This window comes from Pantoea sp. NGS-ED-1003 (assembly GCF_000738765.1).
Classification (GTDB): Bacteria; Pseudomonadota; Gammaproteobacteria; order Enterobacterales; family Enterobacteriaceae; genus Pantoea; species Pantoea septica.
Genome location: NZ_JPQA01000008.1, coordinates 1 through 15327 on the forward strand (window position 1 = coordinate 1; position 15327 = coordinate 15327).

At 55.2% G+C, this 15327-nt stretch carries 22 protein-coding genes; 6 read left to right on the top strand and 16 right to left on the bottom strand.

The genetic code is table 11. From position 1 onward, the window contains the following. The first annotated feature begins 495 nt into the window (after positions 1-495). Complete coding sequence (locus tag JS46_RS15940; RefSeq protein WP_033752909.1) at positions 496-1047, top strand: gamma carbonic anhydrase family protein; 552 nt, start codon at positions 496-498, stop codon at positions 1045-1047. Here the strand turns inward: JS46_RS15940 and JS46_RS15945 are convergent. The 6 genes from JS46_RS15945 to dprA are packed head-to-tail and all read right to left on the bottom strand — an operon-like array spanning position 1014 to position 4810. Continuing rightward, positions 1014-1271: a DUF1488 domain-containing protein gene (locus tag JS46_RS15945; RefSeq protein WP_033752911.1), complete on the bottom strand. Its 258-nt coding sequence runs from the start codon at positions 1269-1271 to the stop codon at positions 1014-1016. The two genes, JS46_RS15940 and JS46_RS15945, sit on opposite strands and share 34 nt — an antisense overlap. Continuing rightward, positions 1268-2086 carry a shikimate dehydrogenase gene (aroE, locus tag JS46_RS15950; protein ID WP_033752913.1) on the bottom strand — a complete coding sequence of 273 codons (819 nt, stop codon included), beginning with the start codon at positions 2084-2086 and terminating at the stop codon, positions 1268-1270. The genes JS46_RS15945 and aroE overlap by 4 nt, the downstream gene beginning before the upstream one ends. A gap of 3 nt (positions 2087-2089) precedes the next feature. Continuing rightward, positions 2090-2662 (bottom strand): L-threonylcarbamoyladenylate synthase type 1 TsaC, encoded by a 573-nt coding sequence (tsaC, locus tag JS46_RS15955; protein ID WP_033752915.1) that lies wholly within the window; start codon positions 2660-2662, stop codon positions 2090-2092. A 9-nt stretch (positions 2663-2671) separates the two neighbouring features. Next, positions 2672-3217 (bottom strand): type I DNA topoisomerase, encoded by a 546-nt coding sequence (locus JS46_RS15960; protein ID WP_033752917.1) that lies wholly within the window; start codon positions 3215-3217, stop codon positions 2672-2674. A 23-nt stretch (positions 3218-3240) separates the two neighbouring features. After that, positions 3241-3714, bottom strand: coding sequence for a DUF494 family protein Smg (gene smg / locus JS46_RS15965; protein WP_033752918.1), 474 nt, complete (start codon positions 3712-3714; stop codon positions 3241-3243). Next, on the bottom strand, positions 3686-4810 hold the full coding sequence (gene dprA, locus JS46_RS15970; protein ID WP_033752919.1) for a DNA-protecting protein DprA: 1125 nt from the start codon (positions 4808-4810) through the stop codon (positions 3686-3688). The genes smg and dprA overlap by 29 nt, the downstream gene beginning before the upstream one ends. A gap of 116 nt (positions 4811-4926) precedes the next feature. Between dprA and def the strand changes: the two genes are divergently transcribed. From def to mscL, 5 genes are all read left to right on the top strand, one after another. After that, on the top strand, positions 4927-5439 hold the full coding sequence (def, locus tag JS46_RS15975) for a peptide deformylase (protein WP_033752920.1): 513 nt from the start codon (positions 4927-4929) through the stop codon (positions 5437-5439). A 20-nt stretch (positions 5440-5459) separates the two neighbouring features. Further along, the gene (gene fmt, locus JS46_RS15980) at positions 5460-6404 is read left to right on the top strand and encodes a methionyl-tRNA formyltransferase (RefSeq protein ID WP_033753515.1); all 945 of its coding nucleotides are present in this window, start codon (positions 5460-5462) and stop codon (positions 6402-6404) included. 47 nt (positions 6405-6451) lie between these two features. Further along, positions 6452-7744: a 16S rRNA (cytosine(967)-C(5))-methyltransferase RsmB gene (rsmB, locus tag JS46_RS15985; protein WP_033752922.1), complete on the top strand. Its 1293-nt coding sequence runs from the start codon at positions 6452-6454 to the stop codon at positions 7742-7744. Between the two features lie 19 nt (positions 7745-7763). Continuing rightward, the gene (trkA, locus tag JS46_RS15990) at positions 7764-9140 is read left to right on the top strand and encodes a Trk system potassium transporter TrkA (RefSeq protein ID WP_033752924.1); all 1377 of its coding nucleotides are present in this window, start codon (positions 7764-7766) and stop codon (positions 9138-9140) included. A gap of 99 nt (positions 9141-9239) precedes the next feature. Beyond that, positions 9240-9650 carry a large-conductance mechanosensitive channel protein MscL gene (gene mscL / locus JS46_RS15995; protein ID WP_033752926.1) on the top strand — a complete coding sequence of 137 codons (411 nt, stop codon included), beginning with the start codon at positions 9240-9242 and terminating at the stop codon, positions 9648-9650. Between the two features lie 27 nt (positions 9651-9677). Here mscL and JS46_RS16000 read toward each other — a convergent pair whose 3' ends face one another. From JS46_RS16000 to secY, 10 genes are all read right to left on the bottom strand, one after another. Continuing rightward, positions 9678-9884, bottom strand: coding sequence for an alternative ribosome-rescue factor A (locus JS46_RS16000; RefSeq protein WP_033752928.1), 207 nt, complete (start codon positions 9882-9884; stop codon positions 9678-9680). Positions 9885-9934: 50 nt separating this feature from the next. Next, positions 9935-10372 carry a Zn(2+)-responsive transcriptional regulator gene (gene zntR / locus JS46_RS16005; RefSeq protein ID WP_033752929.1) on the bottom strand — a complete coding sequence of 146 codons (438 nt, stop codon included), beginning with the start codon at positions 10370-10372 and terminating at the stop codon, positions 9935-9937. Then, positions 10372-10743 carry a DUF1992 domain-containing protein gene (locus tag JS46_RS16010; RefSeq protein WP_033752930.1) on the bottom strand — a complete coding sequence of 124 codons (372 nt, stop codon included), beginning with the start codon at positions 10741-10743 and terminating at the stop codon, positions 10372-10374. Before JS46_RS16010 ends, zntR begins: the two co-directional genes overlap by 1 nt. A 99-nt stretch (positions 10744-10842) precedes the next feature. Next, positions 10843-11229: a 50S ribosomal protein L17 gene (gene rplQ, locus JS46_RS16015; RefSeq protein WP_003850180.1), complete on the bottom strand. Its 387-nt coding sequence runs from the start codon at positions 11227-11229 to the stop codon at positions 10843-10845. 40 nt (positions 11230-11269) lie between these two features. Continuing rightward, complete coding sequence (rpoA, locus tag JS46_RS16020; RefSeq protein WP_003850179.1) at positions 11270-12259, bottom strand: DNA-directed RNA polymerase subunit alpha; 990 nt, start codon at positions 12257-12259, stop codon at positions 11270-11272. 25 nt (positions 12260-12284) lie between these two features. Further along, positions 12285-12905 (bottom strand): 30S ribosomal protein S4, encoded by a 621-nt coding sequence (gene rpsD / locus JS46_RS16025; RefSeq protein ID WP_033752932.1) that lies wholly within the window; start codon positions 12903-12905, stop codon positions 12285-12287. Positions 12906-12937: 32 nt separating this feature from the next. Then, a complete protein-coding gene (gene rpsK / locus JS46_RS16030) occupies positions 12938-13327 on the bottom strand; it encodes a 30S ribosomal protein S11 (protein WP_004160563.1) in 390 nt (129 codons plus the stop codon). A 16-nt stretch (positions 13328-13343) separates the two neighbouring features. Next, positions 13344-13700: a 30S ribosomal protein S13 gene (rpsM, locus tag JS46_RS16035; protein WP_033752934.1), complete on the bottom strand. Its 357-nt coding sequence runs from the start codon at positions 13698-13700 to the stop codon at positions 13344-13346. Between the two features lie 146 nt (positions 13701-13846). After that, the gene (gene rpmJ, locus JS46_RS23525; protein ID WP_004160566.1) at positions 13847-13963 is read right to left on the bottom strand and encodes a 50S ribosomal protein L36; all 117 of its coding nucleotides are present in this window, start codon (positions 13961-13963) and stop codon (positions 13847-13849) included. A gap of 32 nt (positions 13964-13995) precedes the next feature. After that, positions 13996-15327, bottom strand: coding sequence for a preprotein translocase subunit SecY (secY, locus tag JS46_RS16040; RefSeq protein WP_033752936.1), 1332 nt, complete (start codon positions 15325-15327; stop codon positions 13996-13998).

Genomic DNA, 15327 nt, shown 5'->3' on the forward strand with positions numbered 1-15327 from the left:
CAATTTAAGTTTGATTTGCTTAAACAAGTTAAGCGGTGCTCATCTGTAAAACGTCATAATGAATGTCATTATGTGTCCACTCGTGAGGCTTGATATTTTTTAAGCCCGAAGGCTTTGATATCTGCTCCCGAGTGCCCACACAGATTGTCTGATAAATTGTTAAAGAGCGGTGCAGTCAGCGGCCGAGCCTGCTGCTGCGAGGTGGCGTATATTACGCTACTCTCCTTCGGAGTCAACCCCTTTTTTCAGGGATTTCATCCGGCGACTCAGCGAACCGAATCTCCTGAACACCGCATTCCGTAAGCCGTTGTGCCGTGTCAGTGGAGGCGCATTATAGGGATCCGATTTAATTGCACAACCCTTTTTTCGATCTTTTTTTCCGTATGGCGATAAAACAATCTTATTGCAGAGATCTTCAACGATCGCAGGCCTTTTACGCTTGTCTGGCCCCGCGATCCGCCCCAGTCTGTAGCCGAATCTATAAGGAGAAAGCAGATGTCAGCTCTACGACGTTATAAAGAGAGTTATCCGCAGTGTGGGCAGCGCGTCATGATTGATGCCTCTGCCGTCGTGATTGGCGATGTCGCGCTGGGCGACGATGTCAGCATCTGGCCACTAGTCGCGATACGCGGCGACGTGAATCAGGTACGCATCGGCGCGCGCACGAATATACAGGACGGCAGCGTGCTACACGTGACCCATAAATCCGCCAGCAACCCAGAAGGGTTCCCTCTAACCATCGGCGCTGACGTCACCGTCGGGCATAAAGCGATGCTGCACGCCTGCACTATCGGCGATCGCGTACTGGTAGGAATGGGATCAATCGTGCTGGACGGCGCCATTATTGAAGATGACGTAATGATAGGCGCGGGCAGCCTGGTTCCGCCGGGCAAGCGCCTGGAGAGCGGCTACCTCTATCTCGGCAGCCCGGTCCGACAGGTGCGTCCGCTGAGCGAACAGGAGATTGCGGGCTTGCTTTACTCCGCCAACAATTATGTTCGCTGGAAGGATGACTATCTCGCCGAGGCGAGCCAGACCCACTCCTGATCGTCGAACGCGTCATTAGCGATGGCCGCTTCCGCTTCGTCTTCTATATCCCAGCGATGCGCGGTAAACAGGGCCATCGCCTCTCCCTGGCCGAAACGTTGTTCAAGGGCTTCGGCAGAGATGGCGCAGGTCAGCATCATGCCGTTGACCAGCGCCGGAAAGCAGACGGCTTCTTTATCCGCGTCCCACTCTTCGCGCTCGGGAAACTGAATCGCCTGATTCATGGCTGCATCGCCTGTTTAAGCTGTGCGATAACGGGCGCTATCTCCGGCATGACGCCATGCCATAGCTGAAACGCGTGCGCCGCCTGCCCCACCAGCATCCCCAGACCATCCGCGCGCTGCTGTGCGCCCTGCTGTTCGCACCAGTGTAAAAAAGGCGTTGCGCCAGCCTGATAAAACATGTCGTAGCAGCGTACCTGCTCATCGATCAGGGAAACAGGCAGCGGCGGAACCTCGCCGCTGACGCCGCTGGAGGTGGCGTTGATAACAAGATCGAAAGCACGCCCGGTCAGCTGATCAAAATGGCAGGCATCGATCTCGCCGCTCTGACGGAAAAGCTGCGCCAGCTCCTCCGCGCGCGCCTGGGTTCGGTTGACGATCGTCACCGCGCAGCCGGCGGAAAGCAGCGGCAGGATGACGCCGCGCGCCGCGCCGCCGGCACCCACCAGCAAAATGCGATCGCCCGGGCGGATCAGCGCCAGACGTTCAAGATCGCTCAGCAGACCGATACCGTCGGTATTGTCGCCCAGGATGCGGCCGTCGCTGCACTTTTTCAGGGTATTGACGGCACCGGAAAGCGCCGCTCGCTCGCTCAGCTCGTCGGCAAACTCGCACGCCTGCTGTTTAAAAGGCAGCGTAACGTTCGCGCCGCGTCCGCCCTGCGCGAAAAACGCAGCGATCGCGTCAGGGAACGCCTCGAGTGGCGCGCAAACCCGGCCATAACGATGCGTAATGCCCGTCTGCTCGGCAAACGCCTGGTGAATCAAAGGCGATTTACTGTGGCTGATGGGATTGCCGAATACCGCAAACTGATCCATGAATTAGCCCTGACGAATAAGGTTGCCGCTTAACACATCGCGAATCTCTGACGGATTCTGCCGACCGCCGGTTTCGCCCGCCAGCACGGGAAAGGCCGCGCCGAACTGCGCCCTGACCGCCTCGACCGTGCGGCAAGGCGCTTCGCCCGACAGATTGGCGCTGGTCGATACCAGCGGCTTGCCGAAGGCGCGGCACAACGCCTGGACATCGGGATGATCGCTGACGCGGATGGCCAGCGAATCAAAACGTCCTGTGAGCCAGCGCGGCGTTTGCGGCGTAGCAGGTACGACAAAGGTCACCGGGCCCGGCCAGTGAGCGAACATGCGTTCGCGCTGCTCGACGGTGAGTTCGCGGTCGGAGATATAGGGTTCCAGCTGAGCATAATCGGCGGCGATGAGGATCAATCCTTTCTCAACGGGACGCTGTTTTAATGCCAGCAACGCTGTTACGGCGCTTTCGCTGTCCGGGTCGCAGCCCAGACCAAATACGGCTTCGGTTGGATAAGCAATAACGGCCTGCTGGCGCAGTTGCTCTAGGCAATCTTCCAGCGAACCGGAAAAAGTTTGGTTTTGCATGATGTTATCTTAATTCTCTGATGCGGCGGCCTTGCCGCAACTTTTACTGGCGCAAAAGCGTTTAACGCCCTGCGCGGTTTTCTTCTCTACCAGCAGCGGAAAAGCGCAGTGCGGACATACGCCTGCGACTGGCGTTGCATTGACGACGAACTGGCAGGCCGGATAGCGGTTACAAGAGTGGAAGGTCTTGCCGTAACGCGAACGACGCTGCACCAGTTTGCCCTCCAGGCACTGCGGGCATGCGATAAGGGTTTCATCGGGTTTATCTATCGCTTCGCTATAGTCGCATTCAGGATAGTGGCTACAGCCGATGAACATGCCGTAGCGTCCCTGACGCAACGCTTTATCCGCGCCGCACTGCGGACAGGCGTGCCCTTCGAGCACCTTGACGATGTGGCCGTCAGCCTGACTTTTTAGCGGCCGAATATAGTCGCAAGCTGGATAGTTTGTGCAGCCTAAAAAGGCGCCGTGTTTACCGCTGCGAATAACGAGATCTGCCCCGCATGCGGGGCAGGGATCCTGTTTACGCACGGTGAAGAGTGCTGATTTGCTCATAACGATGGCTGCATAACCAATAATTAATGCAGCATGCCTTCATTGACGTCGAATAACAGTTCTTCCATTTGCTGATAGGCGTTTTCGCATCCCGGAAGATTGAATAACACCATCAACACCACCCATTTGAGATCTTCCAGATCGAACTCGAGCGTATCGAGCGCCATGACTCGTTCGATGACCATTTCACGCGTTTCCATATTGAGCACCTGAATTTGCTCAAGGAACAGCAGGAAACCACGACATTCGGCATCTAAACGCTGGCCTTCTTCTTCCGTGTAGATGCGCATTGAAAGCGGATCGTTGGCTAACAGAATCGGGTCGACCAGGCCTTCCTGATAATCTGCGAGCTTTTCTAACCAGTTCAACGCATTGTAGATATCTTCACGATGAAAACCGGCATCGGTTAAGTCATCAGTCAATGTATCCTGATCAACCTGCATTTCTGCTTCGTTGTGGATATATGTCTCAAACAAGTACATTAGTACGTCGAACATGGCATGCCCTCCTCAATCGGACATAGCCGCCGGGTACAGCTGCGATCCATCCTGCTAACTCCAGCTCCAGCAGTTGGGCTGCAATCACTGGCACAGGTTGGCCGGCACGTTCAGCGACGACGTCAACAGGTGTAACCTCATCACCTACGTTAGCCAACACCTCAGCAAATGGCAATGCTGCATCACCGCTGTCCTCAGAATATATTCCTTCCGGCTGTGTAAAAGGCAGCCAGTTAAGCGCAGCGCGAAGATCTTCGACGATGTCGGTGGGATGAGCGACCAGCAACGCGCCTTGCTGAATCAGCCAGTGCGTCCCTTCGCTGCCGGGATTGCCCAGCGCGCCGGGCAAGGCGTAGACATTGCGATTTTGGTCCAGCGCATAGCGCGCGGTCACCAGCGAACCGCTTTTAAGGGTCGCCTCTACCACCAGCACGCCGCGGCTTAGTCCGCTAATAACGCGGTTGCGTCGCGGAAAATTAAGCGCATGCGGCGGCGTTGAGAGAGAGAACTCGGAAACCAGCGCGCCGCCTTGTTCCACAATCTCTTCCGCCAGCGCGACGTGATTTTTAGGATAGAGATGCTGCAATCCGCTGCCCAACACCGCCACGGTTTTTCCCTGCGCCTCCAGCGCCGCGTGATGCGCGATGCCGTCTATGCCGCGCGCCAGCCCGCTGGTAATAGTCAGGTCGCTCAGCGCCAGCTGCCGGGTAAACCATTCGCCCCACTGTCGGCCGTAGTGCGAACAGTTACGGCTGCCCACCACCGCCAGCTGCATAGAAGAGAGCAAGGCGGGCTCGCCTTTTATATAGAGCAGCGGCGGAAAACGATGGATCTCGCGTAAAGCGGCAGGATAGCGGTCATCTAAGGCCGTTATCAGATGGTGGTCGTCGCTTGCCGCGAGCCACGCCTCGGTCGCTGCAATCTGACGCGATGAAAGATGCGTAAACTGATGAAGTTGCTGCTGATTCAGACCGGCCGATATCAGCACCTGCGGCGTATCGTCTGTTTGGTTAAGCGCGCTGGCAATGTCCAGCCAGCGTTTTCCGGTCAGTCCGGCTACGGCTGAAAGCCGCAAATAGCGCTCGATATTTTCCATATTCGCTCCCTGCTTTACGCGCCGCTTCCTGCGGGTGAATGCTGTCAATCAGGTCTCGAAAAGTCTACAATATGAAGCAATAATCTTTTTTTAATCGCATACAGATCTGGATATTTATGTCAGTTTTGCAGGTATTACATTTCCCTGACGATCGTCTCCGCAAAATCGCGGCGCCAGTGAAAGAAGTTAACGCTGAAGTTCAGCGCATCGTCGACGATATGTTTGAAACCATGTACGCCGAAGAGGGTATTGGCCTGGCGGCAACGCAGGTGGATATCCACCAGCGCATCATCGTTATCGACGTGTCGGAAAATCGCGACGAACGTCTGGTTCTGATCAACCCGGAGCTGCTGGATAAAAGCGGGGAAACCGGTATTGAAGAAGGCTGCCTCTCTATTCCCGAGCAGCGCGCTTTCGTTCCGCGCGCCGAACGCGTAAAAGTACGCGCGCTGGATCGCGAGGGCAAGAGTTTCGAACTGGAAACCGACGGCCTGCTCGCTATCTGCATTCAGCATGAGATCGATCACCTCGACGGCAAACTGTTTATTGATTATCTGTCGCCGCTCAAGCGTCAGCGCATTAAGCAAAAGCTGGAAAAACTGGCGCGCCAGAACGCGCGTCCTTCCTGACATTGAAAGAAGAGATAACCGTGTCTGCTCCGCTGAAAATTATCTTCGCCGGCACACCTGATTTTGCAGCGCGTCATCTCGACGCGCTGCTCGCTTCTGAGCATCAGGTCGTCGGCGTCTTTACCCAACCCGATCGCCCCGCCGGCCGCGGCAATAAGCTGACGCCCAGCCCGGTAAAAACGCTGGCGCAATCTCGCGACATCCCGGTGTTTCAGCCCAAGTCTTTGCGTCCCGTCGAGAACCAGCAGCTGGTCGCCGATTTAGCGGCGGATGTGATGGTGGTGGTCGCCTACGGACTTATTCTGCCGCAGGCGGTGCTGACGATGCCGCGTCTCGGCTGCATCAACGTGCACGGCTCGCTGCTGCCGCGCTGGCGCGGCGCGGCGCCTATTCAGCGCGCGCTCTGGGCTGGTGACAGCGAAACCGGCGTAACGATCATGCAGATGGATGTCGGCCTGGATACGGGCGATATGCTGCATAAGCTGCACTGCCCGATTACCGCGCAGGACACCAGCGCCACGCTGTACGACAAGCTGGCGCAGCTCGGCCCGCAGGGCCTGCTGGAAACGCTGTCGCAGCTGGCGGATGGTCGCGCGCAGCCTGAGAAGCAGGATGACGCGCAGGCGAACTACGCCGAGAAGCTCAGTAAAGAGGAGGCCCGCCTCAACTGGCAGCTCCCCGCCGCTCAGCTTGAGCGCTGTATTCGCGCCTTTAATCCCTGGCCAGTCAGCTATTTCCTGATTGAGGATCAGCCGGTGAAGGTGTGGCAGGCCAGCGTGCTGCCGCACGTCGCGAAACAGCCGGGCGAAATCCTCGCAGCCGACAAGCACGGCATTCAGGTCGCTACCGCTGAAGGCGTATTGAATCTTCAGCTGCTGCAGCCAGCGGGTAAAAAAGCGATGTCGGCGCAGGATCTGCTGAACTCGCGTCGCGAGTGGTTCACGTCAGGCCGCGTTTTAGCCTGACTCCAGCCCGGCACTGTCCGGGCTTTTTGTTTAATGACGTAACGCGAATGACTAAATCAACCAATCTGCGAAGCCTTGCCGCTCAACTTATTGAGCGTGTAATTGATAAGGGCGAATCGCTCAGCGCGGTGCTGCCTGCCGCGCAGAAAAAAGTAGGCGATAAAGATGGCGCGCTGTTGCAGGAGCTCTGCTTCGGCGTGCTGCGCACGCTGCCGCAGCTCGAAGCCCTCATCGGTAAACTGATGGCGCGCCCGCTCAGCGGCAAACAGCGCGTTCTGCACTATCTCATCATGGTCGGCATCTATCAGCTGCTCTATACGCGCGTGCCTGCTCACGCTGCGCTGGCGGAAACCGTCGCCGGCGCTGAGGTACTTAAGCGCGCCAATCTTAAAGGCCTGATTAATGGCGTGCTGCGTCAGTTCCAGCGTCAGCAGGTAGAGCTGATCGCCGAAGTTGACCATGCGCCGCAGCGCTATCTGCATCCCGGCTGGCTGCTGCAGCGGCTGCAAAAGGCCTGGCCGGACAACTGGCAGCGGATAGTGGACGCCAATAACCAGCGTCCGCCGATGTGGCTGCGCGTTAATCGCCAGCACCACAGCCGCGATAGCTGGCTGGCGCTGCTGACCGAGAGCGGAAAAGCGGCCGTGGCCGACGAGACGGCGTTTGACGCGCTGCGGCTTGAAGCTCCCGCGCCGGTGGGCCAGCTGCCGGGCTTCGCAGACGGCTGGGTCACGGTTCAGGATCTTTCCGCCCAGCGCTGCGCCCTGCTGCTGGCGCCTGAAGATGGCGAGCAGATCCTCGATCTTTGCGCCGCGCCGGGCGGCAAAACCACGCATATCCTGGAAATAGCCCCTAAGGCGCAGGTCATGGCGGTCGATGTCGACGCTCAGCGGCTGACGCGCGTTAAAGAGAACCTGCAGCGTCTTAATATGCAGGCAGAGGTGAAACAGGGCGACGGACGTACCCCGGCGGCATGGTGTGGCGAGCGTCAGTTCGATCGTATTTTGCTGGACGCGCCCTGCTCCGCCACCGGCGTTATTCGCCGTCATCCCGACATCAAGTGGCTGCGTCGCGATCGGGATATCGCCGAGCTGGCTTCGCTGCAGCGCGAAATTCTTGACGCCATCTGGCCGCATCTGAAACCAGGCGGCATCCTGCTCTATGCGACCTGCTCTGTGCTGCCGGACGAGAACGAAGCGCAGATCGACGCCTTTCTGTCGCGCCACGCCGACGCGCGCGCCGAAGCCTTGCCGGACGGCAAAATCAGCGGGCTGCAGGTCTTTCCGACCATCGACGGCGGAGACGGATTTTTCTACGCTAAGCTGATAAAAGCGCACTAACTAAAGAGCACGAGACGCAATGAAAATTATCATTCTGGGCGCCGGTCAGGTTGGCGGCACGCTGGCGGAAAACCTGGTCGGCGAGAACAACGACATAACGGTGGTTGATACCGATCCTGACCGCTTACGTCAGCTGCAGGATAAATTCGATTTGCGCGTCGTTCAGGGCCACGGGTCGCATCCGCGTATTTTGCGCGAAGCGGGCGCGGAAGATGCCGATATGTTAGTCGCGGTCACCAGCTCCGATGAAACCAATATGGTGGCGTGTCAGATAGCCTATTCGCTGTTTAATACGCCTAACCGTATCGCCCGTATTCGCGCGGCGGATTATCTGCGCGACGCTGAGAAGCTATTTATTCCCGAAGCGGTGCCGATTGATCATCTTATTTCGCCCGAACAGCTGGTGATCGAAAATATCTATCGGCTGATCCAGTACCCCGGCGCGCTGCAGGTGGTGAATTTCGCAGAGGGCCTCGTCAGCCTTGCGGTAGTAAAAGCCTATTACGGCGGGCCACTGGTGGGCAATCCGCTCTCTATTCTGCGCGAGCATATGCCGCATATCGATACCCGCGTCGCCGCCATTTTCCGTCAGGATCGCCCTATCCGCCCGCAGGGCTCAACGATTGTGGAAGCAGGCGACGAGGTCTTCTTTATCGCCGCCAGCCAGAATATCCGCGCGGTAATGAGTGAGATGCAGCGTCTGGAAAGGCCCTATAAGCGCATCATGCTGGTGGGCGGCGGCAACATCGGTTTCGGCCTCGCGCAGCGGCTGGAAAAAAATTACAGCGTGAAGCTGATCGAGCGTAATCCGCGCCGCGCCGCCGAACTGGCCGAGCAGCTGCAGGACACCATCGTCTTTTACGGAGATGCGTCGGATCAAGAGCTGCTGGCGGAAGAGCATGTCGATCAGGTCGATCTTTTTATTGCGGTCACCAACGACGATGAAGCGAATATCATGTCGGCGATGCTGGCGAAAAAGATGGGCGCCAAAAAAGTGATGGTGCTGATCCAGCGTCGCGCCTATGTCGATCTGGTACAGGGCAGCGTGATCGATATCGCCATCTCGCCGCAGCAGGCGACGATCTCCGCGCTGCTGGGTCACGTGCGCAAAGCGGATATCGTGGGCGTCTCCTCTTTACGACGCGGCATCGCTGAAGCGATCGAAGCGATCGCCCACGGCGACGAAACCACCTCGCGCGTGGTCGGCCGCATGATCAACGACATTAAACTGCCGCCAGGTACGCTTATCGGCGCGGTAGTGCGCGGCGAGGATGTGCTTATCGCAAAAGATAATCTGCGTATCGAGCAGGGCGACCACGTCATTATGTTCCTGACCGATAAAAAGTTCGTGCCGGACGTTGAGCGTTTGTTCCAGCCGAGTCCTTTCTTCCTTTAAGCGCGGCGGCGGAGCAAGCCCAACAAATGCCGCCGCTTAGATGGCAATTGCCGTAAGGTTTGTTAGACTTTAGCCACTGGCAAGGGAAAGGAGATAAGTATGAGTTTTTTCAAAGAGTTTCGTGATTTTGCAATGCGCGGCAACGTGGTCGATCTCGCCGTCGGTGTGATTATCGGCGCTGCCTTTGGCAAAATCGTCTCTTCACTGGTGGCAAACATCATTATGCCGCCGCTGGGACTGCTAATCGGCGGAGTCGACTTTAAACAGTTCAAGTGGGTGCTGAAACCTGCAGAAGGCGCTACGCCACCCGTCATCATGGAATATGGCGTATTTATTCAGTCTGTATTCGACTTTATTATTGTGGCGTTCGCTATCTTCATCGCCATCAAGCTGATGAATAAACTGCACAAGAAAAAAGAAGTCGAGAAACCAGTGGCAAAACCGTCTAACGAAGAGGTGCTGCTGAGCGAGATTCGAGATTTGCTGAAGCAGCAGAACGGCAAAATCTAAAGCAGAGCCGCCCGCGAGGCGGCTTTTTTATGCCCATAAACCAGAAGGCCAGTGATAAGCGCTTTGCTTATCACTGGCCTCCCAGCCGCCACGTTTGCCATGTTTGTCTTTACGCCGATAGCTGCCTTTGCCTTTGTGCTTCTGTTCGATGCGCTGGCGGAACAGCGGGTCGTGTAATAAGGCCTGGATTGCATTGTCGCGAATCTCGCCTTTGGTATGCTGATACTTACTCATCATCGTCTCCTCATTTCGACCGCCTAAATATAGGCTCTTTTGCGCTAAATTCAATCCCGTCGGTGCGCATGTTCTGGTCTGGGATCCGTTCCTTTCTCAAGCGCTTCCAGTATCGAACAGCAGTCGCTGCTGTGCGCAGCGCCGCAGCATGCGTCCGATAAGCGCTGCAGCGAACGCTGCACATTTTGCAACTCGCCGATCAGGGTATTTACCTCTTTCAGACGCGCCTGAACAATCGCCTTCGACTCTTCGCAGGTATGGTGCGAGGGATCGACGCGGATCGAGAGCAGATCGCGAATCGCATCCAGCCCAAAACCCATCTGCCGGCCAACACGAATAAACTTCAGGCGTTGCAGGTCGTTGTCGCTGTAGAGGCGAAAGCCGCCTTCTGTGCGGATCTCATGCCCCATCATCTGCTGTTTCTCATAGAAACGAATGGTATCGACGCTGACGTTGGCCAGCTTTGCCAGTTGCCCGATACGGTACACTACTCCTCCTTTAACAAGCGTCCACGGATCGCTTCGCCGTAGGCACCCTGCAAAAACTCAGTGCTCATACCTGCCTGACGCAGCTGAAGCTCCAGCACAAGCAGGCGTTTGCTCTGCTCGCGATAACGATGATCTTCCGGATCGAGATTGCGCAGCAGATCGCTTATCTCCAGCGCTTCGCGCCGCATCTCCAGCTCCGGCGGCAGAAAGCCGGCATTTTTTAGCAGTCGGTAGCCGCTGCGTAATTCGGCCGGGACATTGCTGTCGTCATCCAGCTCAAGCGGCGCGCCTTCGCCCGGGAGATTGCTGAGTTCGCCCTTTTCCTGCGCCGCTCGAATATGCTGTTCAGCCAGCTGGTCAATTAACCACATGAACGCCTCCTGAGTTAGTCAGAATAGTGAGCTTAACGGACGGGGTAAATTTCAGGCAATAAAAAACCCGCCGAAGCGGGTTTTTTACGATGCTACAGATTACTCTGCGGCAGCTTCTGCTTGAGCTTCTGGACGATCAACCAGCTCGATGTATGCCATCGGAGCGTTGTCACCAGCACGGAAGCCACACTTCAGAATGCGAGTGTAACCACCGGCACGGCTCGCGAAACGCGGGCCCAGCTCGTTAAACAGTTTTGCCACGATCTCGTTATCACGAGTACGGGCGAATGCCAGACGACGATTAGCTACGCTGTCGGTCTTGGCAAGAGTAATCAGCGGCTCAACTACGCGGCGCAGCTCTTTGGCTTTCGGCAGAGTCGTTTTGATGATCTCATGACGAACCAGAGAACCGGCCATGTTGCGGAACATAGCCTGACGATGGCTGCTGTTGCGGTTCAGTTGACGACCACTCTTACGATGGCGCATGACCTTATCCTTCTCAGTGAAACCTTAACCTGTGATCCGGTTATTCATCAGCAATGCTTGCCGGCGGCCAGTTCTCGAGGCGCATGCCCAGAGAAAGACCACGTGAGGCGAGCACATCTTTAATCTCAGTAAGAGATTTTTTACCCAGGTTAGGCGTTTTGAGCAGCTCAACCTCGGTACGCTGTACCAGATCACCGATGTAGTGGATAGCTTCTGCCTTAAGGCAGTTAGCAGAGCGGACAGTCAATTCCAGATCGTCAACAGGGCGCAGCAGGATCGGATCGAATTCTGGTTTCTCTTCTTTCACTTCCGGCTGACGTACATCACGTAAGTCAACGAAAGCTTCCAGTTGTTCTGCCAGGATGGTCGCCGCACGACGAATCGCCTCTTCAGGATCGATTGTGCCGTTGGTTTCCATTTCGATGACCAGCTTGTCCAGGTCGGTGCGCTGTTCTACACGCGCTGCTTCAACATTGTAGGCGATACGGTCTACAGGGCTGTAGCAAGCGTCGACCAACAGGCGGCCGATTGGGCGCTCATCTTCTTCCGAATGAATTCGGGCAGAAGCCGGCACATAACCACGACCACGCTGAACTTTGATACGCATGCTGATAGCGGCGTTCTCATCGGTCAGGTGACAGATCACGTGCTGCGGCTTGACGATTTCGACATCACCGTCATGGGTAATGTCGGCTGCAGTCACAGGGCCAATGCCAGATTTATTCAGGGTCAGAATGACTTCATCTTTACCCTGAACTCTTACCGCCAGCCCTTTCAGGTTGAGCAGGATTTCCAGGATATCTTCCTGTACGCCCTCTTTGGTGCTGTACTCATGCAGTACACCATCAATTTCAACCTCGGTCACCGCGCAACCCGGCATGGAAGAAAGCAGAATACGGCGCAGTGCGTTACCAAGAGTATGGCCAAAGCCACGCTCTAAAGGCTCAAGGGTCACCTTGGCGTGCGTCGAACTCACTTGCTCGATATCTACCAGGCGCGGTTTTAGAAACTCTGTCACAGAACCCTGCATTGTGTCCTCTCTTTGGTACTAAGCTTTACTTGGAGTAAAGCTCGACGATCAGGTGTTCGTTAATGTCCGCAGACAGATCGGTACGCTCAGGAATACGCTTGAACACACCTTCCATCTTAGTCGCATCAACTTCCAGCCAGGTTGGCTTTTCACGCTGCTCAGCCAGCTCCAGAGCGGCCTTCACGCGAGATTGCTTTTTGGCTTTCTCGCGGATGCTTACGACATCATTCGGAGATACCTGATAAGAAGCGATGTTAACAACGCGGCCGTTAACCATTACAGACTTGTGGCTGACCAGCTGGCGTGCTTCTGCACGAGTGGCGCCGAAGCCCATACGGTAAACTACGTTATCCAGACGACCTTCCAGCAGAGCTAACAGGTTTGCACCGGTGTTGCCTTTCAGACGTGCTGCTTCTTTATAGTAGTTGCGGAACTGACGTTCCAGCACGCCGTAGATACGACGAACTTTTTGTTTTTCACGCAACTGGCCGCCGTAATCAGACAGACGCGGTTTACGCGCACCATGCTGACCAGGGGCTTGTTCAATTTTACACTTGGAATCAATCGCGCGAACGCCAGACTTCAGGAAAAGGTCTGTGCCCTCACGACGGCTCAGCTTGAGCTTAGGACCCAAATATCTTGCCATTTTCTTTCTCCAACTATCCTAAAAACGCGGCGTTATACGCGACGTTTTTTCGGCGGACGACAACCGTTGTGAGGGATCGGAGTCACATCAGTAATATTAGTGATGCGGAAACCTGCGGCGTTCAGAGCACGAATCGTTGATTCGCGACCCGGACCCGGACCCTTAACCATAACTTCCAGGTTCTTAATACCGTAATCTTTCACGGCTTCTGCACAGCGCTCTGCAGCGACCTGAGCAGCAAACGGAGTAGATTTACGTGAACCGCGGAAACCGGAACCACCGGCGGTTGCCCAACCCAGCGCGTTACCCTGACGATCAGTAATGGTAACGATGGTGTTGTTAAAAGAAGCATGGACATGAGCCACGCCATCTGAGACTTGCTTTCTTACACGCTTACGTGCACGAACTGGTGCCTTTGCCATTATTTACTCACCCCGATTATTTCTTGATCGGTTTGCGCGGACCCTTACGGGTACGTGCATTGGTCTTAGTACGCTGACCGCGTACTGGCAGACCACGACGATGGCGCAAACCACGGTAGCAACCAAGGTCCATCAGACGCTTGATGCTCAGGGTGATTTCACGGCGCAGATCACCTTCAACAACGAATTTACCAACCGCATCACGCAGCTGATCAATTTGTTCTTCAGACAGCTCACTGATCTTAACATCTTCAGCGATACCCGTTGCAGCGCAAATGGCTTTAGAACGGGTCTTGCCGATACCGAAAATCGAAGTTAATGCGATAACGGTGTGTTTATGATCAGGAATGTTAATGCCTGCTATACGGGCCACTATGCACTCCTATAATTAAATAAATGCGCCCCATGCTGAAAAGCCCGTTTTCAGGATACTCAAATGGAAACGCATTGACATACAAAAGATTGGCTGGCTAATCTAGCCAGCTCAACCCGACTTTGCAAGAAAAATATGTGAAAAAATCAGCCCTGGCGCTGTTTATGCTTAGGCTCGGCGCTGCAAATCACACGTACGACACCGTCGCGACGGATGATTTTGCAGTTACGACATAATTTCTTGACGGAAGCACGAACTTTCATTTTTACTCTCCGTAACTTCTCAAGCGCCTGAATTAACGGCCGTAGCCTTTCAGGTTTGCTTTCTTCAATGCAGACTCGTACTGACTAGACATCATCAGAGTTTGCACTTGAGCCATAAAGTCCATGATGACGACCACTACGATGAGCAGTGATGTACCGCCAAAGTAGAAGGGAACTTTCATCGCATCACGCATGAACTCCGGGATCAGGCAAATAAAAGTAATGTACAGTGCGCCGATTAAGGTCAGACGCGTCATTACTTTATCGATATACTTCGCCGTTTGCTCTCCCGGACGAATTCCCGGTACGAATGCACCAGACTTCTTCAGGTTATCTGCCGTTTCGCGCGGGTTGAAAACCAACGCCGTGTAGAAAAAGCAGAAGAAGATGATTGCAGTCGCATAGAGTAGCACATATAGCGGCTGTCCTGGCTGCAAATACAGCGAAATTGTTGTCAGCCAGTTCCAACCGGTACCGCCCCCGAACCAGGATGCTATCGTCGCGGGGAACAGAATAATGCTGGAAGCAAAAATAGCCGGAATAACGCCCGCCATGTTCACTTTCAACGGTAAATGTGTGCTCTGTGCAGCGTATACACGACGACCTTGCTGACGTTTCGCATAGTTCACCACAATGCGGCGCTGGCCACGCTCAACGAAAACAACGAAGAAGGTCACTGCAAATACGAGAACTGCAACCAACAGCAACAGGAGGAAGTGCAGGTCGCCTTGCCGCGCTTGCTCGATGGTATGGCCAATGGCCGGCGGAAGTCCCGCAACAATACCCGCGAAGATAATGATCGAAATACCGTTGCCGATACCTCGTTCAGTAATCTGTTCGCCCAGCCACATCAGGAACATTGTCCCGGTAACCAGACTAACAACAGCGGTAAAGTAGAAGGCAAAGCCTGGATTCAACACCAGGCCCTGCATTCCAGGCATATTCGGTAAACCGGTAGCAATACCGATTGACTGAAATATCGCCAATACCAACGTACCGTAGCGGGTGTACTGGCTAATCTTACGACGGCCAGCCTCCCCTTCTTTCTTAATCTCCGCTAACGCTGGGTGAACCACCGTCAGCAGCTGGATAATAATAGAGGCCGAAATATACGGCATAATACCCAGCGCGAAGATTGAAGCACGGCTGAGAGCACCACCAGAGAACATGTTGAACATTTCAATGATGGTGCCACGCTGTTGCTCAAGCAGTTTGGCAAGTACAGCGGCATCAATACCAGGGATCGGAATAAAAGAGCCAATTCGGAAGACAATCAGTGCACCGATTACAAACAGCAGTCTGCGTTTCAGTTCACCAAATCCGCCTTTGGCACTTTGAAAATCTAATCCCGGTTGTTTAGCCAT

Excerpts from the sequence above, each read along its gene's own strand:
- def (WP_033752920.1), top strand. The coding sequence starts at position 4,927 with ATGTCAGTTTTGCAGGTATTACATTTCCCTGACGATCGTCTCCGCAAA.
- tsaC (WP_033752915.1), bottom strand. The coding sequence starts at position 2,662 with ATGCAAAACCAAACTTTTTCCGGTTCGCTGGAAGATTGCCTAGAGCAA.
- JS46_RS15945 (WP_033752911.1), bottom strand. The coding sequence starts at position 1,271 with ATGAATCAGGCGATTCAGTTTCCCGAGCGCGAAGAGTGGGACGCGGAT.
- trkA (WP_033752924.1), top strand. The coding sequence starts at position 7,764 with ATGAAAATTATCATTCTGGGCGCCGGTCAGGTTGGCGGCACGCTGGCG.
- JS46_RS15940 (WP_033752909.1), top strand. The coding sequence starts at position 496 with ATGTCAGCTCTACGACGTTATAAAGAGAGTTATCCGCAGTGTGGGCAG.
- rpsK (WP_004160563.1), bottom strand. The coding sequence starts at position 13,327 with ATGGCAAAGGCACCAGTTCGTGCACGTAAGCGTGTAAGAAAGCAAGTC.
- JS46_RS16010 (WP_033752930.1), bottom strand. The coding sequence starts at position 10,743 with ATGTGGTTAATTGACCAGCTGGCTGAACAGCATATTCGAGCGGCGCAG.
- rplQ (WP_003850180.1), bottom strand. The coding sequence starts at position 11,229 with ATGCGCCATCGTAAGAGTGGTCGTCAACTGAACCGCAACAGCAGCCAT.
- dprA (WP_033752919.1), bottom strand. The coding sequence starts at position 4,810 with ATGGAAAATATCGAGCGCTATTTGCGGCTTTCAGCCGTAGCCGGACTG.
- rpsD (WP_033752932.1), bottom strand. The coding sequence starts at position 12,905 with ATGGCAAGATATTTGGGTCCTAAGCTCAAGCTGAGCCGTCGTGAGGGC.
- rsmB (WP_033752922.1), top strand. The coding sequence starts at position 6,452 with ATGACTAAATCAACCAATCTGCGAAGCCTTGCCGCTCAACTTATTGAG.
- mscL (WP_033752926.1), top strand. The coding sequence starts at position 9,240 with ATGAGTTTTTTCAAAGAGTTTCGTGATTTTGCAATGCGCGGCAACGTG.
- secY (WP_033752936.1), bottom strand. The coding sequence starts at position 15,327 with ATGGCTAAACAACCGGGATTAGATTTTCAAAGTGCCAAAGGCGGATTT.
- smg (WP_033752918.1), bottom strand. The coding sequence starts at position 3,714 with ATGTTCGACGTACTAATGTACTTGTTTGAGACATATATCCACAACGAA.
- JS46_RS15960 (WP_033752917.1), bottom strand. The coding sequence starts at position 3,217 with ATGAGCAAATCAGCACTCTTCACCGTGCGTAAACAGGATCCCTGCCCC.
- rpoA (WP_003850179.1), bottom strand. The coding sequence starts at position 12,259 with ATGCAGGGTTCTGTGACAGAGTTTCTAAAACCGCGCCTGGTAGATATC.
- rpmJ (WP_004160566.1), bottom strand. The coding sequence starts at position 13,963 with ATGAAAGTTCGTGCTTCCGTCAAGAAATTATGTCGTAACTGCAAAATC.
- JS46_RS16000 (WP_033752928.1), bottom strand. The coding sequence starts at position 9,884 with ATGAGTAAGTATCAGCATACCAAAGGCGAGATTCGCGACAATGCAATC.
- aroE (WP_033752913.1), bottom strand. The coding sequence starts at position 2,086 with ATGGATCAGTTTGCGGTATTCGGCAATCCCATCAGCCACAGTAAATCG.